The following is a 22,533-nucleotide window of genomic DNA, read 5'->3' as shown; positions in this document are numbered from 1 at the left end:
GGGGCGGACGCCCCGCCGGTCAAGGACCGAGCGGCAGCAGCGCGCCGGGCAAGCCGCAGATCAGGTCGGCTTCGGGACATGCCGCGGCAAACGCAAGGCGAATGCGGCTCGTGGTCTCGACGACACGGGCGGCGATTTTCAAGAGCCGAAGACGCAGCGTCGCGAACTCGGCAGCGGCCAATTCCCGGGCTTTGGGAATGGCGTCGCGCACGGTCAGCATCAGCCAATAAGCGGCCGTATGGAGCACGAGACGGACCTGGTTGGCGAGCGCCGAACGGCAGCTGGTGCGATCGGAGGCGAGCTGCGTCTTATGCAGCTTGATCAGATTCTCGGCTTGGCCGCGCGCGCAATACAGGCTGTCGTAGATCCACTCGGCCGAGCCGACATCGAGGCTGGTGACGACGAAACGGATGTCGAGGCCGAGCATCGTCGCCTCAATACGGGCGACGGTGCGCCGTTCGCGATCCCAGGACTTTGCCTTGTGGCGCGTCTCGGTATAGCCACGCAGAACCGGCAGGTTCTCGATGGCGCGTCGCGTGCGGATGTCGTCGGCGACCTCGTCGACTTTTCTGGCCAGAGGCTTGGTGCCGGACAGACCGAAGATGTAGTCGATGCCGTTGGTCTCGCACCACGCCATTGCCTCCGGCCGGGCATAGTGCCCGTCGCCACGGAACGTAATTTGCGTGTTGTGCCATCGCGTCCGGATATGCCGTACCAGGCGGCGCAGATGGGCACGCACCTCGACGCCGCCCGGCGTCTTGCCGGGCCTCAGCACGACCGCCACGGGCCGGCTCTTCTCCGTGTCGTAGACGTGGATCGGCAGGAAGCAGCGTTCGTCATAATGAGCGTTGAACAGCGAGAGCTGCTGATGGCCGTGGACGACGTCGCAGGTATCATCGATGTCGAGCGTGACGGATGCCGGCTCGCGCGGGTAGCTATCCATCCATGCGTCGACCAAAGTGTAGGTCAGCCGGATCACGTCGCGCAGGCGCGGAGCATTCTCCAGCCGCGACAGCGTCGGCTGGGAACACAAATCCCGGCCCGTGTCCGGTAGGCGACCGCAGGCCAGTTTGAATGCCGGATCGGACCTCAGATGATCGAGGTCGTCGGCGTCCTCGTAGCCGCAGCAGATCGCGAACATGCGAGCGCGGAACATATCGACCAGGCTGTGCACGACCCGCGTCGGATCGCGCCGATCCGGGAACACCCGGGCCAGATTGTTGGCCAAACCGAGACGCCGCTCGGCCATCGCCAGAAGCATCACGCCCCCGTTCGAGGTTAGGCGCCCACCATCGAAGGCAGCTGTGACTTTCTTGGCGTGAACGGCTGGAAACGAGAAGGGCGGAATCGTATCGTCGGTCATGGCGGGCGTGGCGTTCGCGGTTGGAGGTGATGGGGTTGGCTTCGCAACCGAATCCTACGCCGCATCAGCGCTTTACCCCTCAGGCGCACTCTTACGAATAAGACGGGTTAAGTTGAAGAAAGATTGAGTGACTCCCGATCATTTCTGTGCCGAAACGTGGAGTCGCGGTCGTGCCGCGTCCAAAGAAACCGGCGCGAGCGGCCTATTAGACGCGGTAGGTGCTCAGCCTCCGAAACGAGACTATCAAGCATGAAGAGATCGAGCGCGAGGCAGAGGTTTTATTTGTGTTGAATTCTTGCTTCTCGATAGTGGTCTGAAATCGTATCATCGGTCATGGCGGGCGTGGCGTTCGCGGTTGAAGGTGATGGGGTGGCTTCGCAACCGAATCCTACGCCGCATCAGCGCTTTACACCACGCTCGCCAGCCTCTCAGGCGCCCTCTCGCGAATAAGACGGGCTAAACCGAGTGCAGTCGAGCCGGCGGCTGGAACGAGAGGCTGGGCGCAATGTCGAGGTGATGTGGCAGAGCTGGCCCCGGTTGTTTGGACAGCGCCCCGCTGGATTTAAGTGGATTCCTGCCGGGTTATGCTGAACGCGGGGCTTTACGGTTTTGTCGTTGCGTCGGGAGGGCGTAGCCCGACCAGAGCGACGACAAAACCGTCGGCGACGGTCATGCGGCCATCACCATAGCTTGCGTGCCGAAGTAAGCCTCGTCGGGCGTGCGCCCGTCAAGGCTCGAGTGAGGGCGTCCCTGATTGTAGAAGGCCAGATACTTGGCAATTGACGCTCGCGCCTCGGACACGCTGTCGTAGGCGCGGAGATATACTTCTTCGTATTTGACCGTGCGCCAGAGCCGCTCGACAAACACGTTGTCGCGCCAGGCGCCCTTGCCGTCCATGCTGATGGCGATCTTCGCGTCCAGCAGCACATCGGTGAACTCGAGGCTGGTGAACTGGCTGCCCTGATCCGTGTTGAAAATCTCGGGCCTGCCGTGCTTCGCCAACGCCTCCTGGACCGCTTCGACGCAGAAGGCCGCCTCCATTGTGATCGAGACGCGATGGGCCAGGACCCGTCGGCTGAACACATCGACGACCGCCGCGAGATAGACGAAGCCACGCCGCATCGGAATGTAGGTGATGTCCATTGCCCACGCATGGTCGGGCCGCTCGATCTTCAATCCGCGCAACAGGTACGGGTAGATCTTGTGACCCGGAGCCGGCTTGCTCGTGTTCGGGCGACGATAGACCGCCTCGATCCCCATGCGCTTCATCAGCGTCGCGATGTGGCGGCGACCGGCGTATACGCCCTCCCGCCGCAGCAACGATCGCAGCATACGCGCTCCCGCGAAGGGATAATCGAGATGCAGCTCATCGAGCCGACGCATCAAGGCAAGGTCCTCGGCCGAAACTGGCCGAGGTTCATAGTAGACCGTGCTGCGAGCCAGCTTCAGGACCTTCGCCTGGCGCACGATAGAAAGATCATGATCGCGGTCGATCATCGCTTTGCGCTCAGCAGGCCCGCCTTGGTGAGCGCGCCGGACAAAAAATCGTTTTCCAACGCCAGCTCGCCGATCTTGGCATGTAACGCCTTCAAATCGACCGGCGTCTCGGCCGATGTCTTGTCATGCCCAAACACGCCGGCGGCGCCTTCCAGGAGCTGGTTTTTCCAGATCGTGATCTGGTTCGGATGAACATCAAACAGTTGCGCCAGCTCCGCCAGTGTCTTGTCGCCTTTGACCGCAGCCAAAGCAACCTTCGCCTTGAATGCCGGAGAATGCGTCCGGCGGCTCTTCTTCGTCATCTTCGCTCCTGATTCGCAGCAAGAATCCTCGCCGCTGTCAGGCAGAAAATCCACTCAAGCTACTGTCCGAATTTGCGGGGCCAGCTCTCAGTCCCAGTCGGGTCCAAAGCCGGCACCGGCGTTTCGCTGTGGCAGGAATGGATAATGAATCACGACGGCCGCAAAGATGGCGACAGCGATAATTGCTGACATCAGCATCCATGCAGTGCCCGCGCGATCCGGAGTCCAGCGGTATCGCCAACTGGATCGATGCCTTTTTGGATTGGGGTGCTTCACCGTCGTGCCGTCGATTGGTCTCGCGGACATTTTGCGTATTCAAGCGGTTCCGCCACCCTTGTTGGCCTGGGATCCGGCCGTGCCCATCCCAAGCTCGAGAGCAGCAGCGATTCGCTCCAATCCGGCATTCGTTCTGCGCGTTTCGGCAATCTGCTGCTCATACAGATCGATCATCGTGGCGCCTGACGAAGTGCGTTGGCGCATCGCACGCATCGCGAGGATCGATCCACCCACTATCAGGATGAACGGCCACCAAGAGTACATCGCAAGCAGTATATCGGCTACGGTCATCCTCAACCTCCCAAGCCAGTAACTTCGACTATTTCCTGTTGTTCTTCTCGAGAACAGCTGCGATCCTCTCCATCACAGCGCTCATCCGGTGTGTTTCTGCGAGGTGCTGCTCCCGCAATTCGATCATCGATGCCCCGGAAGCTGCGCGTTCCCGGCACAATCGCCCTAACACGAACCATCCCGCAGGTATCAAGATGACTGGCCACGCGTAGTAAAGGACAACAGCCCAATCGGATGGTTGCATGCGATTTTGCGCCAAAGCTTTTCGATGATTGCAACTTAGGCGTTAATCGATCAGCTTGCACGTGAGGCGCGTGCTCACGATTAATAGATCATTGCCGGAGGCTCACGAAACAGACCAATGCCGCCCGTCCCTCTCGCTGGGGACAGACGCCGGCCGCGGAGTTCGCTAATCTGCCCTGAAGCACACAAAACCCCAGGAGGTAACGCCTTGAGCACCGCGCCGCGCATCGACATCGACCCGGCCGCCTTCTGGGCCGATCCCTATCCGATGCTCGCGAAGATGAGGAAAGAGGCGCCGATCGCCTTCGTGCCGCAGCTCGGCTCGACGCTGCTGACGAGCCGCGACGACATCTCGATCTCCGAGAAGCAGATCGACGTGTTCTCCTCGCACCAGCCCGCCGGCCTGATGAACCGGCTGATGGGCCACAACATGATGCGCAAGGACGGCGAGGCGCACCAGGTGGAGCGGCGCGCGATGTTTCCGACGGTCTCGCCGAAGACCGTGAAGGCGCACTGGACCGCGCTGTTCCAGGCCCATGCCGATCGCATCATCGACGCGATCGAACCTGGCCGGATCGATTTCATGCGCGACTTCGCGCTGCCGTTCTCCGGCGAATGCCTGAAGTCGATCACCGGCCTCACCAATATCGGCTTCGAGGACATGGATGCGTGGTCGCAAGGCATGATCGAGGGCATCGCCAATTACGCCGGCGATCCCGCGGTCGAGGCGCGCTGCCACGCCGCGACGTCGGGGATCGATGCGGCCATCGACGACATCCTGCCGGTGATGCGCAAGCACCCGGACCAGAGCATTCTCGGCGTCCTTCTCGCCTCGGGCATGCCGATGGAGAGCGTGCGCGCCAACGTCAAGCTCGCGATCTCGGGCGGGCAGAACGAGCCGCGCAAGGCGATCGCCGGCACGGTCTGGGCGCTGCTCACCCATCCCGAGCAGCTCGATCTGGTCTTGCGCGGTGAAGTGTCCTGGCTGCAGGCGTTCGAGGAATACGCCCGCTGGATCTCGCCGATCGGCATGTCGCCGCGCCGCATCGCCAAGCCCTGGAGCATTCGCGATGTGTCCTTCGAACGCGACGAACGCGTGTTCCTGATGTTCGGCTCCGCCAACCGCGACGAGAAGCATTTTGAGCGCGCCGACCAGTTCGACGTGCGGCGCGACACCACCAAGAGCGTCGCCTTCGGCGCCGGCCCGCATTTCTGCGCCGGCGCCTTCGCCTCCCGCGCCATGATCGCCGACGTCGCCCTGCCGACCGTGTTCGCCCGCGCGCCGCGGATCGAGATCGCTGACGACGAGCCGGTACGGATCGGCGGCTGGGCGTTCCGCGGGCTGCTCAATCTGCCGGTGAAGTAGTGCCCACTTTTCTTGGAACGTGAGTCGTGATTCAAGGTCGGGATGATACCCGAAGCAAGAGAAGTCCACCTTTCGAGGAAAGATCGCAAGGTGCTTGAGGCGTGCTGTCGCTCACCGGTGACGTTGCAGCGCGATTTGAAGCGGGCGCGGATAGTTCTGTTGGCGGCGGATGGGCGCAGCACCCGGTCGATCGCCAAGGAAGTTGGGGTCCAGCCGCGGATTGTCAGCCTTTGGCGGCATCGCTATGCCGACCATGGCCTTGAAGGGCTGCAAGACAAGCCGCGGCCTGGCAAGCAGCCGATCTATACGAAGACGACCGACAAGCGGATTCTGAAGCTGCTGGATAAGCCGCCACCGCAAGGGTTTGCGCGCTGGACCGGCCCCCTGCTGGCCGAGGCGCTGGGCGATGTCGATGTCCAATATGTCTGGCGGTTCCTGCGCAGCCACAAGATTGACCTGGTGGCTCGCAAGTCCTGGTGCGAGAGCAACGACCCGAACTTTACGGCCAAAGCCGCCGATGTTGTCGGCCTCTATGTCGCGCCGCCGGCGAAGGCCATTGTGCTGTGCGTGGACGAGAAGCCCTCGATCCAGGCTTTGGAGCGAGCGCAGGGTTATCTGAAGTTGCCCAATGGCCGCGCCTTGACCGGCCAAAGCCACGATTACAAGCGGCATGGCACCACAACATTGTTTGCGGCGCTCGAAGTCGCCACCGGAAAGATCATCGCGACCCATTCAAAACGCCGGCGCCGCGTCGAGTTTCTCGATTTCATGAACAGCGTCACCGCGGCTTTTCCGAACCGCAAGCTTCACGTCATCCTCGACAACCTCAACACCCATAAAAAGAACGAGGACTGGCTCAAGGCCCACCCCAACGTGCAATTTCATTTCACGCCGACAAGTGCGTCATGGCTCAATCAGGTCGAAGTATGGTTTTCCATCTTGCAGGGGCAGTCGCTCAGCGGCACCTCCTTCACGAGCCTCAAGCAGCTTCAGGAACACATCGATGCCTACGTCAACGCATACAACGACAGAGCCGAGCCCTTCGTCTGGACCAAGAAAAAGGTCCGTCAACGCCGTTTCAAAGGCCGCCGTATCACTCAGCTCTGATTCTGGGTACTAGTACCCACTTTTCTTGGAACGTGAGTCGTGATTCAAGGTCGGGATGATACCCGAAGCAAGAGAAGTCCGCCTTTCGAGGAAAGATCGCAAGGTGCTTGAGGCGTGCTGTCGCTCACCGGTGACGTTGCAGCGCGATTTGAAGCGGGCGCGGATAGTTCTGTTGGCGGCGGATGGGCGCAGCACCCGGTCGATCGCCAAGGAAGTCGGGGTCCAGCCGCGGATTGTCAGCCTTTGGCGGCATCGCTATGCCGACCATGGCCTTGAAGGGCTGCAAGACAAGCCGCGGCCTGGCAAGCAGCCGATCTATACGAAGACGACCGACAAGCGGATTCTGAAGCTGCTGGATAAGCCGCCACCGCAAGGGTTTGCGCGCTGGACCGGCCCCCTGCTGGCCGAGGCGCTGGGCGATGTCGATGTCCAATATGTCTGGCGGTTCCTGCGCAGCCACAAGATTGACCTGGTGGCTCGCAAGTCCTGGTGCGAGAGCAACGACCCGAACTTTACGGCCAAAGCCGCCGATGTTGTCGGCCTCTATGTCGCGCCGCCGGCGAAGGCCATTGTGCTGTGCGTGGACGAGAAGCCCTCGATCCAGGCTTTGGAGCGAGCGCAGGGTTATCTGAAGTTGCCCAATGGCCGCGCCTTGACCGGCCAAAGCCACGATTACAAGCGGCATGGCACCACAACATTGTTTGCGGCGCTCGAAGTCGCCACCGGAAAGATCATCGCGACCCATTCAAAACGCCGGCGCCGCGTCGAGTTTCTCGATTTCATGAACAGCGTCACCGCGGCTTTTCCGAACCGCAAGCTTCACGTCATCCTCGACAACCTCAACACCCATAAAAAGAACGAGGACTGGCTCAAGGCCCACCCCAACGTGCAATTTCATTTCACGCCGACAAGTGCGTCATGGCTCAATCAGGTCGAAGTATGGTTTTCCATCTTGCAGGGGCAGTCGCTCAGCGGCACCTCCTTCACGAGCCTCAAGCAGCTTCAGGAACACATCGATGCCTACGTCAACGCATACAACGACAGAGCCGAGCCCTTCGTCTGGACCAAGAAAAAGGTCCGTCAACGCCGTTTCAAAGGCCGCCGTATCACTCAGCTCTGATTCCGGGTACTAGGCCGGTGGTGCTCGGGGCACCTAGTCCTCACACGTTCGGTGTCATCGCCCGGCTTGACCGGGCGATCCAGTACTCCGAGACGGTTGTGGCTGAATCGATGGGCGGCGGCGTACTGGATTCCCCGCCTGCCGCCTTCGCTAAAGCTTCGGCGCCCCTAGACCTTAACCTCGGCGAAGCCTTGGCGTAGCCGGGTCGCGGGGAATGACAGCGGAGATGGTGGAAGCTTCGCGCCCCAGTACCCCCAGTCCACCATGGTGCCATTCTGCCACTGTATTGCCCGACGGGTCAAGTGAGTTTCGCTAAATACGAAATTCGTTTCGTAACAAGACCTTGGCTACTGTGCATGGGGTTGTTTTCGCATTTTCATGGTGCTGGGGCGCCGTGCGTTCCGATTGTCACGTTCGCGTGCGGAAAAATTCGCTCTGCATTCGCTCCGCGGATTGAAAGATTAATCATGCGCCGCGCCTCGCGCGCAGTGCGCGCATCGCTATTTTTCCGCACGTCTCGACACCTCCGATAAGCCGCACCATCATCCGAGCAACACGAATGAATGACGGCCGCATGCGGCCGGGAGTGTGGAATGCGGCGTCGAGACTTTCTGAGACTTTCCGTTGGAACTGCGGCCGTCGCCGCGTTCGCCTCGCGCGGCAACGCGCAAGGCGCGGTGAAGGAGATTCGTATCGGCTATCAGAAGAACGGCGTGCTGGTCATCACGCGCCAGCAGGCCGCCCTGGAAAAACATTTCACCCCGCAAGGCATCGAGGTGAAATGGGTCGAATTCTCCTCGGGGCCTCCAATGATGGAGGCGATGAACGTCGGCAGCGTCGATTACGGCGCGGTCGGCGATTCCCCGCCGGTGTTCGCCCAGGCCGCGGGCGCCGCGATCGTCTATGCCGCCGGCCAGCCCATCACCAACGGCCAGGGCATCCTGGTGCCGAAGGATTCGCCGATCCGCACCATCGCCGAATTGAAGGGCAAGCGCATCGGCTTCACCAAGGGCTCCAGCGCCCACAACATCGTGGTGCAGACCCTGGAGAAGGCGGGCCTCACCTATGCCGACATCAAGCCGGTCTATCTGACGCCGCCGGACGCCGGGCCTGCCTTCGCCAATGGCAGCATCGAGGCCTGGGCAATCTGGGATCCTTACCTCGCGATCGGCGAGACCAGGCAGAGCGGCCGCATCCTGATCAATGCGCGCGAGGTCACCAAGACCAATTCGTTCTACATCGCCAACCGCGACTTCGCGAAGAACCACGGCGCGATCCTGCAACAGATCGTCGACGTCACCACCGCGACCGCCAGATGGGCCGAGCAGCACCGCGACGAGGTCGCGAAATCGCTCGCTGCGGTCACCGGCATTCCCCTCGACATCCAGACCATCGCCGCGAACCGTTCGTCATTCGTGGTCGGCCCCGTCACCGACGACATCGTCGCGACCCAGCAGGGCGTCGCCGACCGCTTCTACAAGCTCGGCCTGATCCCGAAGCCGATCGTCATCCGCGACATCGTCTGGCGCAACCCGGCAGCCTGACCGTGCCGACCGGCCTTCCCATCCACAAGGGTTTGAACATGAGACGTATCATTCAGCGCCTGATCGCGGCCATCGTGCTCTCGATCGGCATCGTCGCCGCCGCAGTCGGCACGACCTACGGTTAGGAGCACATCCATGAGCCAATCCAGGAGCAATATCCTCTGGTTCCTGCCGACCCATGGCGACGGGCGCTATCTCGGCACCGGCATCGGCGGCCGCGAGGTCGACTTCAACTATCTGCGCCAGATCGCGCAGGCCGCCGACCAGCTCGGCTATTTCGGCGTGCTGATCCCGACCGGCCGGTCGTGCGAGGATTCCTGGATCGTCGCCTCGAGCGTGGCGCCGTTCACCGAGCGGCTGCGCTATCTCGTGGCGGTCCGTCCCGGCCTGCAATCGCCGAGCGTGGCGGCGCGCATGACGGCGACGCTCGATCGCATCTCGAACGGCCGGCTTCTCGTCAACGTCGTCACCGGCGGCGATCCCGTCGAGAACAAGGGCGACGGCGTCTTCCTCGGCCATGACGAACGCTACGAGGTCACCCGCGAGTTCCTCAATGTCTATAGCGACCTGCTCGCCGGCAAGACCGTCAATGTCGAAGGCAAGCACATCCATGTCGAGGGCGGCAAGCTGCTGTTTCCTCCCGTGCAGTCGCCGCGGCCGCCACTCTATTTCGGCGGATCGTCCGATGCCGGCATCGACGTCGCCGTCGACACCGTCGACAAATATCTCACCTGGGGTGAGCCGCCGGCGCAGGTCGCCGAGAAGATCGCGAAGGTGAGGGAGGTTGCCGCCGCGCGCGGCAGAAAGCTCTCCTTCGGCATGCGCCTTCACGTGATCGTCCGCGAGACCAATGAAGAGGCCTGGAGCGCTGCGAATGAGCTGATCAGGCATGTCAGCGACGAGACCATCGCGCTGGCGCAGAAGAACTTTGCCCGCATGGACTCGGTCGGCCAGCAGCGCATGGCGCAGCTCCATGGCGGCAGGCGCGACAAGCTCGAGATCGCGCCGAATCTGTGGGCCGGCGTCGGCCTCGTGCGCGGCGGTGCCGGCACGGCGCTGGTCGGCGACGCCCAGACCGTCGCGGCCCGCATCAAGGAGTATCAGGATCTCGGCATCGATACCTTCATCATGTCGGGCTATCCGCATCTGGAGGAAGCCTATCGCTTCGCCGAGCTGGTGTTCCCGCTGCTCTCGCTGGAGCAACCGAGCAACGTGACGAAGCTCCATTTCAACGGCGGTCCCTTCGGCGAGACCGTCGGCAGCGATCTCCGTCCGCAGCACCGGGTGTCACAGTCATGAGCCTGATCGACAGCGTTTCGCTTCCGCGCAGCCTGCGCCTGCCGCGCCTGGACGGCCTGATCCAGTGGATCGTGCCGCTCGCCATCATCGCGATCTGGCAGGTCGCGAGCGTCACCGGCTTCGTGCCGACGCGCGTGCTGCCGGCGCCGAGCGACGTCGTGCTGGCCGGCTGGAAGCTGCTGCTTTCCGGCGAGCTCGTCCGCAACATCTGGGTCTCGTTCTGGCGCGCCTCGATCGGCTTCCTGATCGGCGGCAGCATCGGTTTCGCGTTCGGCCTCGCCAACGGCCTGTCGCAGCTTTCGGCAAGGCTCACCGACACGACGCTGCAGATGGTGCGCAACGTGCCGCATCTGGCGCTGATCCCGCTGGTCATCCTCTGGTTCGGCATCGACGAGAGCGCAAAACTCTTCCTGGTGGCGCTCGGCGTGTTCGTCCCGATCTACCTCAACACGCTGCACGGGATCCGCACGGTCGATCCCCAGCTGATCGAGATGGGCCGCATCTACGGCATGACCGACGGCGAATTGTTCCGCCGCGTGATCTTCCCGGGCGCGCTGCCCTCGATCTTCGTCGGCATCCGCTTCGCGCTCGGCATCATGTGGCTGACCCTGATCGTCGCCGAGACCATCGCGGCCTCCTCGGGCCTCGGCTACATGGCAATGCAGGCGCGCGAATTCATGCTGATCGACGTCGTCGTGCTCTCGATCCTGATCTACGCCCTGCTCGGCAAGCTCGCCGACAGCGCCTCCCGCGTGCTGGAGCGCCTGACGCTCTCCTGGCACTCCGCCTTCCAGAAACGTTGAGCAAGAAATACTGGGAATCACATGCAGACAGCGCTTCGTATCTCCCTTCCCGAGACCGAGCTCGCCAGCCGCGCCAATTTCGCCCCTCATGCGCGTGTCGTGCACGAGGAGCGTCCGGTTCACACCGGCGGCCGGCCGCTCAGCATCCGGGGCTTGCGCAAATCCTTCGGCGACAACGAGGTGCTGCGCGGCATCGATCTGCACATCCCCGCCGGCCAGTTCGTCGCGATCGTCGGCAAGAGCGGCTGCGGCAAGAGCACGCTGCTGCGTCTGATCGCCGGCCTGGACGGGATCGACGCCGGCAGCATCAGCTTCGGCGGTGACGTCCAGCCCGAAGACATCCGCGTGATGTTCCAGGAGCCGCGGCTGCTGCCCTGGGCCCGCGTGCTCGCCAATGTCGAGGTCGGCCTCGGCCGCGATCGTGCCTCCAGCGATGCGCATGCACGTGCCGAGAAAGCCTTGGGCGAGGTCGGTCTCGCCGACAAGCGCGACCAATGGCCCTCGGTGCTGTCGGGCGGCCAGAAGCAGCGCGTCGCGCTCGGCCGCGCGCTGGTCTCGCGCCCGCGTGTGCTCGCCTTCGACGAGCCGCTCGGTGCACTGGACGCATTGACCCGCATCTCGATGCAGCGGCTCCTGGAACGCGTCTGGCGTGACCAGGGCTTTACCGCGATCCTGGTGACCCACGACGTCTCCGAGGCCGTCGCCTTGGCGGACCGGGTGCTGGTGATCGAGGAGGGCCGGATCGCCCATGACGTCACGGTCAACGCGGCCCGGCCGCGCCAGCGCGGCTCGGCCGAGCTCGCAAGCCTTGAAGGCTCGATCCTGAGCCACCTTTTGTCGGCGGACGATCGTACCTAAATATGAGGGAATCCCCGCTCCGGGGAGCAATGCCATGAATGTAGTGCCCCGCGATCTCATGACCGAAATCCCCGTCTCGTCCGCCGATTTTCGCGGCGCCATGCGCCACCTCACCGGCGGCGTCAGTGTCATCACCGCCGGGCGGGGCAAGGATATTACGGGCATGACCGTGACCTCGGTCACCTCGCTGTCGGTCGAGCCGCCGACGCTGCTGGTCAGCATCAACCGCGATGCGTCGTCCTTTCCGTTGATCAAGCGCCACGGCGCCTTTGGCGTGAACATCCTCAACGCCGACCAGCTCGAGATTGCCGAGCGCTTTTCCGGCAAGGGCGGGCTGAAGGGCGCCGACCGCTTCGCAGGCGCCAAATGGGTGACGGCGGTCTCGGGCGTTCCCCTGCTGTTCGGCGCATTGTCCGCCTTCGATTGCGAGGTCGAGGAGATCGTCGAACGCCACTCGCACGGCATCGTCATCGGCCGTGTCAGGGACATCAGGAGCTCGGCCCGCACCGCGGCCCTTGCCTATTGGCACGGCCAGTATGTGGCGGTCGACCAGGACGAGGACGCAGCCAGGCTTGCGGACGTCAGCCTTCCCGCGCGCGGCCGGCGCGGCATTTGATCGCCGCGCGTATCGGCGCGGAAGGCTGGCCTTTTCTCCGTCGTCGCTCTAGAAGCGCCTGAACCCCCATGCGGGACGGCAAGAGCTATGGCTGATTTTGGGTGACGCGGCCTGATCAGGCGGCGTGGCTTTCAGTGTTCGGAATGACTTCGATTCCGTCGATGAACTTTACACCGGCGATGACTTTCGGCAACTGGTTCGTGCTCTTCAATCGCCGCCAGGTCTTCGATGCGGCGTCGATGAGCTTGAACACCATCAGCTTCGCAGTTTGTTGCGACAGCGATCCCTTGGTCCGCACCGTTCGGTGGCGCACCGTGGCGAAGACGCTCTCGATCGGGTTCGAGCTGCGTAGGTGGATCCAGTGCTCAGCAGGGAAGTCGAAGAAGGCGAGCAGCGCATGGCGATCCTTGATCAGGCACTCCACCGCACGTCCGTATTTGACGTGGTATTTCTCGACGAAGACGTCGATCGCGGTTTCAGCTTCGGCCCGGTGTGGGGCCAGATAGATGTTCCGCAGGTCGTTCTTCATGGGGCCCTGCACGGATTTGGCGACCTTGTCGAGTACGTTGCTCACTTTATGGCACCAGCATCGTTGGTGCCGCGTGCCGGGAAAGGCCTCGTCCAGTGCCTTCCAGAAGCCGAGGGCGCCGTCGCCGATGGCGAGTTGCGGGGCAATCCGTAACCCGCGTTGCCGCAGGTCGATCAGGAGTTCGCGCCAGCTCTGCGCGCTCTCGCGCACGCCGACCTGGAAGCCGATCAGCTCCTTCTTGCCTTCCGGCGTGGTGCCAATCAGCACCAGCATGCATTCGCTGTGATCTTCCATGCGGGCCTGCAGGTACACGCCATCGGCCCAGATGTAGACATAGCGACGCGCCGACAGATCGCGTCTCTGCCAGCGTTCGTACTCGACCTGCCAATCGGCCTTCAGGCCGGCGATCACCGAAGGCGACAGGTTCGGCGCATCCTTGCCGAGCAGCGCCGAGAGCGCCTCCTGGAAGTCGCCGGTCGAGATGCCGCGCAAATAGAGGACCGGGATCAAGGCATCCAGGCTCTTCGTCCGCCGCGCCCATAGCGGCAGGATTGCCGAACTGAAGCGGAGGCGGTCGCCTGGCCCGCTCGCTCCGCGGTCGCGGACCTTGGGACGAGCGACCTCCACCGGACCGATGCCGGTCGCAATCTCGCGCACCGGACCGTGCCCATGTCGGACCAGGCGCGCTCGACCGTCGGGCAGCGTCAGATTGGCCGTGCTGGCCAGAAACGCGCCAACCTCGATCTCGATCGCCCTGGCAAGCAGGTCCCGCGCGCCGGCACGAACGATATCGGTCAGTGGATCATCAACCGCGGACGGCTGACGGAAAGCAAGAACATTGGTAGTCTCGGTCATGGCGTATCGCTCTCCTCGAGAGGTTCTGGCAGGCTCGTCACCCGCCTCGATACGCCGCCTTCCTCACACCGTCATCACCCAGATTCCGCCATAGCTCGGACGGCAATGGAGCGGATCGATGAAACGCGTTGCAACCTGGGCCTTCTACGCCGTCGGCGCGCTTGCGATCGCCTATCTCGCGCTCTACGCCTACGCGATGTTCTCAGGCTCTCCGATCGTGCCGGGCGACCCCATCCACATCTTCCGCAAGCCCGACGCGCCGAGTTATTCGTGAGGCTCGGGAGGTCTCGTAGGGTGGGCAGAGCGAAGCATGCCCACCGTTATCTCGTATAAAAGGCGATGGTGGGCACGGCGCAAGTGCGCCTTTGCCCACCCTACGGCACCTTCATTCACCCCCGCAGAATCGCCAATGCCAGCGCCTGTGCGCGCGGCACGATGCTGTCGAGCTCGAGATATTCCTCCGGCGTGTGCGCGAGCCCGCCGACCGGGCCGAGGCCGCAGATGGTCGGCGTGCCGACCGCGGCGGTGAAGCCGGAATCGGCGCAGCCGCCGGAGAATTCGCCCTGCAGCGTGGTGAGGCCGACCTGTCTTGCGGCGGCCTGATAATTTTCGAACAGCACTTTCGAATCCGCGCTCTGCACCACCGGCACGAACTCGCCCTTGATCGTCAGCGTTGCACTCGTGCCCGGCACGTAGGATGTCGTGACGATCGTCTCGATTGCGGCCATCACCCTCGCGCGATCCGCAGGATCGACATAACGCAGGTCGATCTGGCCCTCGGCGTAGGGCGCCGTGGTGTTGACGGACTGGTCGCCCGAGACGAGGCCGACATTCAGCGTGATGCCCTTGTCGAGATCGGTGAGCGCATGGATATGCACGATCTTGTGCGCGAGCTCGCCGATCGCGCTGATGCCCGCGGCGAAATTGGCGCCGGAATGCGCGGCCTTGCCGGTGATGCCGAGATGCATGAAGATGCCGCCCTTGCGGCCGGTGACGACGTTGCCGGTGGGACGGCCCGGCTCGGAATTGAACACCGCGCGGGCGGCGCGTCCCTCCCGTTCGATCACCGGGCGCGAGGAGGGCGAGCCGATCTCCTCGTCCGAGGTGATCAATACCTTGATCGGGTGCGGTGAGCCGCCGAATTTGTGGAAGGCGGTTGCCACGAACACGTTCATGACGAGACCGGACTTCATGTCGGCGACACCCGGTCCATAGGCGCGGCCATCTCGAATCGTGAAGGGACGCCGCCCGGCCTCGCCCTTGCCGAACACGGTGTCGCGATGCCCCATCAACAGCACGGGCTTCTCGTTGCTGCCGGGCTTTGCCACCTCGGCATGGATCGCATCGCCGAAGGTGGCGTTGGCCTCGCGCCGGAACGGAATGCCGTGCTCGGCAAAGTGCCGCTCGAACCGCGCACCGACTGCATCGACGCCTTCCTTGTCGTAGGATCCGGAATCGATGTTCACGACGTCGCGGAGCAGATCGATCATCGCCTGCCGCTGCGACGCCAGCCAATCCGTGATTTGAGCTTCAGACATGTTCATCCTCGCGTGATTCTCGCAGGGTTATAGGGCCTGGCGTCGCCATGGCCTAGTCACGCGGCGCGGTTCGGTCATGCGAAGGATGCTCTTGAGGTTCGTCATTTCGCTGCGCTCGCAATGACGAGGTTGGCAGCCTGCATCAAACAAAATGCCCGGGACCAGCCCGGGCATCTGCGTTCTCTCAACCAGCGGGGCCGCCTACGCCCCCATCATCGGCATGCGCGGATACTCGCCCGGCGTTCCCGCGGGCGGGATCGGGATGCCGCCGTCGGCATATTCGTTGAGCTTGTTGCGCAGCGTGCGGATCGAGATGCCGAGGATGTTGGCGGCATGGGTCCGGTTGCCGAGGCAGTGCTTCAGCGTCTCCAGGATGAGGTCGCGCTCGACATCGGCCACGGTGCGCCCCACCAGTGCGCGCGTCACCTGCTCCGCGGCCATAGTGGCATGCGCCACGGCCGGCGCGGTCTTGGCGAGATCGAGGCGGTCGCCGTCCGGCGTGATGATGGCGTCGGGTCCGATCTCGTCGCCGTGCGCCATCAGCACCGCGCGGTGCATGGTGTTTTCGAGCTCGCGGACGTTGCCCTGCCAGCGGTTGCCGGAGAGCACGCGGCGGGCTTCCGCCGAGATCGGGCGCAGCGGCACGCCGTTGGCCTCCGCATACTTCTTCACGAAGTGCTGGGCGAGCTCCAGGATGTCGGCAGGGCGCTCGCGCAGGGGCGGGATCTTCAAATTGACGACGTTGAGGCGGAACAGCAGGTCCTCGCGGAACGTGCCCTCGCGCACGGCTTCGACGAGATTGCGGTTCGAGGTCGCGATGATGCGGATGTCCACCGGCACCGGCTTGGTGCCGCCGACGCGATCGATCACGCGCTCCTGGATGGCGCGCAGCAGTTTCGATTGCAGGCGGACGTCCATCTCCGAGATTTCGTCGAGCAGCAGCGTGCCGCCGGTCGCTTCCTCGAACTTGCCGATGCGGCGCGCGACGGCGCCGGTGAAGGCGCCCTTCTCGTGGCCGAACAGCTCGGACTCCAGGAGGTGTTCGGGGATTGCGGCGCAGTTGATCGAGATGAACGGGCGCTTGGCGCGCGCCGAGCGGGTATGGACGTAACGGGCCAGCACTTCCTTGCCCGTGCCGGATTCCCCCGTGATCATCACCGAGGCGTCGGAGCCGGCGATCTGCTGGGCGAGCTTGATCACCTTCGCCATCGCCTCGTCGCGATAGACCAGCTCGCGGGAATCGTTGGCGACGGCGGCGAGCACCGCGGCGATCAGCTCCGGGTCCGGCGGCAGCGGGATGTATTCCTTGGCACCGGCGTGGATCGCGGCGACCGCAGCGCGGGCGTCGTTGGTGATGCCGCAGGCGACGATCGGGGCGTGGATGTGCTCGGCCTCCAGCCGCAGCACGAGGTCGCGGATGTCGAGGGCGACGTCGACCAGCAGGAGGTCGGCGCCCTTGCCGCCGCGCAGCACGCGCATCGCCTGCTCGTGATCCTCGGCATGGGTCACGGTGGCGCCGTTCTCCATCGCGATCTTGGTGGCGGTGGTGAGCTGGCCCTTCAATGTGCCAACGATGAGAAGCCGCATGTCAGTCTCCTGTCCGTCTGTTCGCGCTGCCGCGCGTCATGTCCTTGTGCTAGCCGCGTTCGGCCTTGATGATTTCCGTCATGGTCACGCCGAGCTTGTCCTCGACCAGGACGACCTCGCCGCGGGCGACCAGCTTGTTGTTGACGTAGATGTCGATGGCTTCGCCGACGCGCCGGTCGAGCTCGAGCACCGTGCCTGGCCCGAGCTTCAGGAGCTCGCCGACGTCCATCTTCGAACGGCCGAGCACGGCCGAGACCTGCACCGGCACGTCGAACACCGCTTCGAGGTCGGCGGCGGCACGCGCCGCATATTCGTCCTCGTTGTAGCCGACGTCGGTGCCGGTCGGCGGCATCGGGCCGTTGAGATCGGGCAGCGGGACCTGTCCGTCTGTTTCGCTCATGGCTTAATTCCCCCTGCGGGACGCGATATAGCGTCCGACCATTTCGTCGATCTTGGCCGTGATGGCGCCGCGCTCCAGCACGACGCCGCCATCGGCCCACTCGATCCGGCAGTCGCCGGTGGCGATTTCCGGCTCGGCCAGGATCACCAGCCGGCCCTCGAAGCCGCTCTGCTTGGCGAGCCGCTCGATCTTCTCGCGCGCGGCGTCGTAGAGCGCATCGTTGATGCGGACGACGAGATGCGGCGTCGCGACCAGATGCGAGAAGCAGTCCTTGACCAGCGCGACGACCTCGCCGAGCGGCTCGGCGGCGACGAGATCGGCGCACAGCTTGCGCGCCACCGCGACCGCGACCTCGACCGCCTCGGTCTCCATCCTGGTCTCGATGTTGCCGATGCCGGAGGCGACGCCCCGAATTGCGATGTTGATCTCCTCCATGGCGAGTGCGACGCGGCGGTCGCTCTCGGCCTTGGCCTCGTGCTGGCCGGCGGCAAAGCCCTGCTGGTAGGCACGCGCCTCGGCTTCCGCGATCTTCTGGGCGATCTCGGCTGCCGTCGCGGCCTTCTCGCGCGTCGTCCGCTCGGGCGCCGCGAAGTCGGTATCGAACAGGAATTTTGCCGGAGCGGCCATCAGTACACCAGCTCGTCGTCGGCGCGGTTCTTGGTCAGCATGATCTCGCCCTTTGCGGCGAGGTCCTTGGCGAGATTGACCAGAAGCGCCTGCGCCTCGTCGACGTCGCGCAGGCGCACCGGGCCCATCGCCGCCATGTCGTCCTGGAGCATCTTCGCCGCGCGCGAAGACATGTTGCCGAAGAAGAAGTTGCGGACGTCCTCGTTGGCGCTCTTCAGCGCGACGCCGAGCTTGTCCTTGTCGACGTTGCGCATCAGGGTCTGGGCGGAGCCAGAATCGAGCTTCACGAGGTCGTCGAAGGTGAACATCAGCGCCTTGATGCGCTCGGCCGATTCGCGGTTGTCCTCTTCCAGCGAGGTGATGAAGCGGGTTTCGGTCTGGCGGTCGAAATTGTTGAAGATCTCCGCCATCACCTCGTGGGCGTCGCGACGACGGGTCTGCGACAGGTTGGACATGAATTCGGTGCGCAGCGTCTTCTCCACGCTCTCGATCACCTCCTTCTGCACCGCCTCCATCTTCAGCATGCGGTTGACGACGTCGAGCGCGAGCTCCTCGGGCAGGATGCCGAGCACGCGGGCGGCGTGCTCCGACTTCAGCTTCGACAGCACCACGGCGATGGTCTGCGGATATTCGTTCTTGAGGTAGTTGGCGAGGACCTCTTCCTGCACGTTGGAGAGCTTCTCCCACATGTTGCGTCCTGCGGGGCCGCGGATCTCATCCATGATGCCGTTGACGCGCTCCGGCGGCAGGTATTGCTGGAGCAGGCGCTCGGTGGCGTCGAAATTGCCCATCAGCGCGCCGGAAGCCGACATGCGCGAGACGAATTCGAGCAGCATGTCCTCGACGGTTTCGACCTCGACGGTGCCGAGCGTCGACATCTCCAGCGAGAGCTGGCGCACCTCGTCGTCGTCGAGCAGGCTCCAGATCTTGCCGCCATATTGCTCGCCCAGCGCCAGCATCAGGATCGCAGCACGCTTCGGCCCGGCCAGCGCCTCGGTCTTGCTGCCGCCGCGGCTGCCGGCGCGCTGGCCCAGCGTGGAGATCACGCTGGTGATGTCGTTCGAATTGGCGTTTTGCAGGGAGGCGGCCATGTCAGATCACTTCTTGATTCACTTGGCAGAGTTGCGTGGCTTGGGTTATTTCGCGGGTTCGGTGAGCCATTGGCGGATGATGGCGACGGTTTCGTTGGGGTTGCGCTCGGCGAGCTCGCCGACGCGATGAACGGACTGGGCGTGGACCTGGCCCTGGATGGTGGCGACGTCGATGGCGCTGGCGGCGCCGCTCGGCAGCAGCGGCTGGCCGGAGGTCGGCGCGGCCTCTTCCGACGCGGCGGGGCCCGTCAGCACGCCGGAGATGGCGGCGGCGACCTCGTCGGAGGCGAGGATGCGCTTGACCAGCGGGCGGATCACCAGGAACAGCACGACCAGGCCGAGCAGCATCATCACGCCGAGCTCGACGAAGTACATGACGTCGTCCTTGGTGAACTGGAGCATGCCGAGGAAGCCTGAGGACTCGCCGATCGGCGCGGTTGAGGGCGCGTCGGCAAAGCGCAGATTCACGACCTCGACCTGGTCGCCGCGCTTCTGGTCGAAGCCGATCGCCGAGCGCACCAGGGTGGCGATGCTGTCGAGCTGCTCCTTGGTGCGGTCCTGGTAGGCCAGCTCGCCCTTGTCGTTCTTGCTGTAGATGCCGTCGACAAGCACCGCGACCGAGATGCGGTTGACCCGGCCGGCTTCGGTCACTTCGGTCTTGGTGGTGCGGGAGATCTCGTAATTGTTGGTCTCTTCGGACTTCTTGCTCTGGTCCTTGGCGACGGCGGCAGCGTTGTTCTGCTGGTTGCCGGGCAACTCGTTGTTGACGGTGACCTGGCCGTTGTTGTCGGCGGTCATGCTCTGCTCTTCGCGGGTCTGGCTCGAGCGCAGCACGCGGCCTTCGGGGTCGAACTTGTCCGAGGTCTGGGTGATCTTGTTGAAGTCGAAATCAGCGGAGAGCTGCACGCGGGCGCGGCCCGAGCCGACCACGGAGGACACGATGTCCTCGACCTGCTTGCGCATGCGCTTTTCGAAGGCGATGCGGCGCTCGTCTCCGACCGTCTGCTCCGGATCGGTCGCCGCGCCGTCGGCGAGCAGCTGCCCGGCCTCGTCGACGATCGAGACCCGCTGCGGCTTCAGCCCGTTGACGGCGGAGGCGACGAGATGGCGGATGGCGCGGATCTGCTGGGCTTCCAGCGAGCCGCGGACGCGGACCACGATCGAGGCCGACGGCTCCGGCGCCTCGCGCGCAAACAGCGGGCGTTCGGGCAGCACCAGATGGACGCGCGCGGTCTGGATGCGGTCGATGGCGCGGATGGTGCGGGCGAGTTCGCCCTCCAGCGCGCGGAGATGATTGATGTTCTGGACGAAGGAGGTGGTGCCGAGTGCGTCCGACTTGTCGAACACCTCGTAGCCGACACCGCCACCCTTGGGCAGGCCACCCTCGGCGAGCTTCATCCGCAGCCGCGTGACCTTGTCCTTGGGCACCATGATGATGGAGCCCTCATTGCGGATCTCGAACTGGATGCCCTGGCGTTCCAGGTCCTTGATGATGCTCGAGGAGTCCTCGACGCTGAGGTCCGTGAACAGCGTCGTCATCTGCGGCGTGGTGACGCGCATGATGACGAAGGCGAAGAAGCCGATGAGCGCGGCAGTGACCGCGATCATCGCCCCGAACCGGGCGGCACCGATACTCTTCAGAAAGTCCGCAAGCCCTTGCAAGCAACCGCCCCAACAGATTCGGCCGCTTTCACCGGAAAGGCCGAGTGGGCAATTATTGCCTAGGTGATGGTTTCGATATGGTTAACGAGAGTTAAGAGGTCGGACAAAACTGCATCATCAAAAAAATCGGCCTCGCAGGGCGAGGCCGATTTTCGTCAAAAGCCGCAGATTTCCGGATCGCCTACTGGCGATATTGCTGGATGCGGGTGGTGCGAAGACCCGCCAGACCGTGCTGGTCGATGGAAAACTGCCAGGAGAGGAATTCGTCGACCGTCAGGGTATAACGGCTGCAGGCCTCCTCGAGCGAGAGAAGTCCACCACGGACAGCGGCGACGACTTCGGCCTTGCGGCGGATGACCCAGCGTTTGGTGCCCGGAGCAGGCAGATCCGCGATCGTCAACGGACTGCCGTCCGGCCCGATGACGTATTTTACCCTCGGGCGATGGGGTTCTGTCATGGCGTACTCACAAACTCTCAACCACTGAACTCACGCCAGTAACCCTACGCCCCGCGGCTTAAAAATCCGCTAAGCCTAAGGCTTCAATACAATTCTCGTTGAAACTTGCGGGAACACGGCCGTCTCGGCCGGCGGGAGACGCGATTCCGGCGGGCCAAGTGGGGCAGAAGGTAAATACTTTACTAACGAACCGAACCCGAGCGCGGTGCCGCCGAGGCCCCAACCGTCGTCCCGGGGCGCGCGTAGCGCGAGCCCGGGACCCATAACCCCAGGGAGTAGTTCTTACGAAGACTCGGGGGTTACTGCCTTACGCGAAAACGACTTCCTGGGTTATGGATCCCCGCTTTCGCGGGGATGACACTGAATTTGTCGTTGCAGCGTTTCCCCTCAATAGGCGCTTGTCGCGATGATGCTCTTGACCTGGCTCAGCGTGTAGCTGGCACCGTCGATGGTGAGCAGCGGCGGCGACTGGGTCAGGTCGACCGACGACACCACGCCCTGCACCTGCGCGGCGATGCCGACATTGTTGTTCGCCACGTCCTTGCCCGTGGCCGAGATCGTGTACTTGCCGTCGGGCCATTGCGTGCCGTCATTGCCCATGCCGTTCCAGGTGAAGGGAATGTCGGTGCCGGCGGAGGAGCTGTATTTGCCGGTGAACACGGTCTGGCCGCTGGAATTGGCGATGGAGATCTCGACGGTGGAGTCCGTCGGCACGTTGAGATGCCAAATCGCCGCCGAGTTCGTCATGCTCGTCGTCGAGCCGTCGACCAGCGCGGTCTTGCCGACGAAGCCCAGCGCCTGGGTCGCCTGCGTGGTCTGCTGGAGGGTGACGAGCTGGGCCAGCGAATCGTTGGTCTTGAGCTGCTGCTCGACGCCGGCGAACTGCACCAGCTGCTGGGTGAACTGGTTGGTGTCGAGAGGATCCAGCGGGTTCTGGTTCTGGAGCTGCGTCGTCAGCAGCGTCAGGAAGGTCTGGAAATTGCCGGCGAGCGTCGACCCCGTGGTCGAGCTCATCGAGTTCGACGAGGAGGATTTCGGGATATCGGTCGTCCCGGAGACGACGGAAGGGGCGGTGGCGGCATTCGTAGTGGCCATTTTCGAA

The 22,533-nt window shown here is 63.7% G+C and carries 21 protein-coding genes; 9 read left to right on the top strand and 12 right to left on the bottom strand.

Annotated features, from left to right (window positions below; all coding sequences use genetic code 11):
- Positions 1-19 precede the first annotated feature (19 nt).
- The 3 genes from ABIF91_RS06310 to ABIF91_RS06300 all read right to left on the bottom strand — a co-directional run bounded on the left by ABIF91_RS06310 (position 20) and on the right by ABIF91_RS06300 (position 3,729).
- Positions 20-1,363, bottom strand: coding sequence for an IS1380-like element ISBdi2 family transposase (locus tag ABIF91_RS06310; protein ID WP_208086440.1), 1,344 nt, complete (start codon positions 1,361-1,363; stop codon positions 20-22).
- A gap of 669 nt (positions 1,364-2,032) precedes the next feature.
- A protein-coding gene (locus ABIF91_RS06305; protein WP_129557670.1) for an IS3-like element ISRj2 family transposase occupies positions 2,033-3,162 on the bottom strand; the annotation gives its coding sequence in 2 pieces (ribosomal slippage) (positions 2,033-2,910 and positions 2,910-3,162; 1,131 coding nt in all).
- A 315-nt stretch (positions 3,163-3,477) separates the two neighbouring features.
- Positions 3,478-3,729 (bottom strand): hypothetical protein, encoded by a 252-nt coding sequence (locus tag ABIF91_RS06300; RefSeq protein ID WP_051394065.1) that lies wholly within the window; start codon positions 3,727-3,729, stop codon positions 3,478-3,480.
- Between the two features lie 451 nt (positions 3,730-4,180).
- Between ABIF91_RS06300 and ABIF91_RS06295 the strand changes: the two genes are divergently transcribed.
- From ABIF91_RS06295 to ABIF91_RS06260, 8 genes are all read left to right on the top strand, one after another.
- On the top strand, positions 4,181-5,338 hold the full coding sequence (locus tag ABIF91_RS06295) for a cytochrome P450 (RefSeq protein ID WP_424578815.1): 1,158 nt from the start codon (positions 4,181-4,183) through the stop codon (positions 5,336-5,338).
- A gap of 42 nt (positions 5,339-5,380) precedes the next feature.
- Positions 5,381-6,445 carry an IS630-like element ISRj1 family transposase gene (locus ABIF91_RS06290; protein WP_026192128.1) on the top strand — a complete coding sequence of 355 codons (1,065 nt, stop codon included), beginning with the start codon at positions 5,381-5,383 and terminating at the stop codon, positions 6,443-6,445.
- Between the two features lie 55 nt (positions 6,446-6,500).
- Positions 6,501-7,565, top strand: coding sequence for an IS630-like element ISRj1 family transposase (locus ABIF91_RS06285; RefSeq protein WP_225006049.1), 1,065 nt, complete (start codon positions 6,501-6,503; stop codon positions 7,563-7,565).
- Between the two features lie 593 nt (positions 7,566-8,158).
- Positions 8,159-9,109, top strand: a complete 951-nt coding sequence (locus ABIF91_RS06280; RefSeq protein WP_028182096.1) for a sulfonate ABC transporter substrate-binding protein — start codon at positions 8,159-8,161, stop codon at positions 9,107-9,109.
- 135 nt (positions 9,110-9,244) lie between these two features.
- Positions 9,245-10,408 carry an FMNH2-dependent alkanesulfonate monooxygenase gene (ssuD, locus tag ABIF91_RS06275; RefSeq protein WP_284279106.1) on the top strand — a complete coding sequence of 388 codons (1,164 nt, stop codon included), beginning with the start codon at positions 9,245-9,247 and terminating at the stop codon, positions 10,406-10,408.
- A complete protein-coding gene (locus ABIF91_RS06270) occupies positions 10,405-11,211 on the top strand; it encodes an ABC transporter permease subunit (RefSeq protein WP_424578814.1) in 807 nt (268 codons plus the stop codon). The genes ssuD and ABIF91_RS06270 overlap by 4 nt, the downstream gene beginning before the upstream one ends.
- 21 nt (positions 11,212-11,232) lie before the next feature.
- Entirely contained in the window at positions 11,233-12,069 is an 837-nt protein-coding gene (locus tag ABIF91_RS06265) for an ATP-binding cassette domain-containing protein (RefSeq protein WP_424578813.1), read from the top strand.
- A 34-nt stretch (positions 12,070-12,103) separates the two neighbouring features.
- Positions 12,104-12,685: a flavin reductase family protein gene (locus tag ABIF91_RS06260; protein ID WP_028182092.1), complete on the top strand. Its 582-nt coding sequence runs from the start codon at positions 12,104-12,106 to the stop codon at positions 12,683-12,685.
- 115 nt (positions 12,686-12,800) lie between these two features.
- Here ABIF91_RS06260 and ABIF91_RS06255 read toward each other — a convergent pair whose 3' ends face one another.
- Entirely contained in the window at positions 12,801-14,069 is a 1,269-nt protein-coding gene (locus ABIF91_RS06255; protein ID WP_038952271.1) for an IS256 family transposase, read from the bottom strand.
- Positions 14,070-14,187: 118 nt separating this feature from the next.
- On the opposite strand from ABIF91_RS06255, the gene ABIF91_RS06250 reads away from it, so the two are divergent.
- Positions 14,188-14,343: a hypothetical protein gene (locus tag ABIF91_RS06250; RefSeq protein ID WP_028180679.1), complete on the top strand. Its 156-nt coding sequence runs from the start codon at positions 14,188-14,190 to the stop codon at positions 14,341-14,343.
- Positions 14,344-14,458: 115 nt separating this feature from the next.
- Here ABIF91_RS06250 and ABIF91_RS06245 read toward each other — a convergent pair whose 3' ends face one another.
- The 8 genes from ABIF91_RS06245 to ABIF91_RS06210 all read right to left on the bottom strand — a co-directional run bounded on the left by ABIF91_RS06245 (position 14,459) and on the right by ABIF91_RS06210 (position 22,526).
- On the bottom strand, positions 14,459-15,607 hold the full coding sequence (locus tag ABIF91_RS06245) for a M20 family metallopeptidase (protein ID WP_284280632.1): 1,149 nt from the start codon (positions 15,605-15,607) through the stop codon (positions 14,459-14,461).
- Between the two features lie 201 nt (positions 15,608-15,808).
- A complete protein-coding gene (locus ABIF91_RS06240) occupies positions 15,809-17,194 on the bottom strand; it encodes a sigma-54 interaction domain-containing protein (RefSeq protein WP_028180681.1) in 1,386 nt (461 codons plus the stop codon).
- Positions 17,195-17,243: 49 nt separating this feature from the next.
- Entirely contained in the window at positions 17,244-17,594 is a 351-nt protein-coding gene (gene fliN / locus ABIF91_RS06235) for a flagellar motor switch protein FliN (protein WP_028180682.1), read from the bottom strand.
- A 3-nt stretch (positions 17,595-17,597) separates the two neighbouring features.
- Entirely contained in the window at positions 17,598-18,221 is a 624-nt protein-coding gene (locus tag ABIF91_RS06230) for a FliH/SctL family protein (RefSeq protein WP_028180683.1), read from the bottom strand.
- Positions 18,221-19,312, bottom strand: a complete 1,092-nt coding sequence (fliG, locus tag ABIF91_RS06225) for a flagellar motor switch protein FliG (RefSeq protein WP_028180684.1) — start codon at positions 19,310-19,312, stop codon at positions 18,221-18,223. Before fliG ends, ABIF91_RS06230 begins: the two co-directional genes overlap by 1 nt.
- Positions 19,313-19,357: 45 nt before the next feature.
- Positions 19,358-20,974, bottom strand: a complete 1,617-nt coding sequence (fliF, locus tag ABIF91_RS06220; protein ID WP_424578812.1) for a flagellar basal-body MS-ring/collar protein FliF — start codon at positions 20,972-20,974, stop codon at positions 19,358-19,360.
- Positions 20,975-21,155: 181 nt separating this feature from the next.
- Positions 21,156-21,431, bottom strand: a complete 276-nt coding sequence (locus tag ABIF91_RS06215) for a DUF1153 domain-containing protein (protein ID WP_002714638.1) — start codon at positions 21,429-21,431, stop codon at positions 21,156-21,158.
- A gap of 387 nt (positions 21,432-21,818) precedes the next feature.
- Entirely contained in the window at positions 21,819-22,526 is a 708-nt protein-coding gene (locus tag ABIF91_RS06210) for a flagellar hook assembly protein FlgD (RefSeq protein WP_028180686.1), read from the bottom strand.
- Positions 22,527-22,533: the final 7 nt, after the last annotated feature.

The sequence above is a fragment of the Bradyrhizobium sp. USDA 241 genome (assembly GCF_049739505.1).
In the GTDB taxonomy this organism is placed as follows: Bacteria; Pseudomonadota; Alphaproteobacteria; order Rhizobiales; family Xanthobacteraceae; genus Bradyrhizobium; species Bradyrhizobium liaoningense.
The sequence above is the reverse complement of the archived record's forward strand: the minus strand, read 5'-3'. Positions and strand labels throughout refer to the sequence as shown.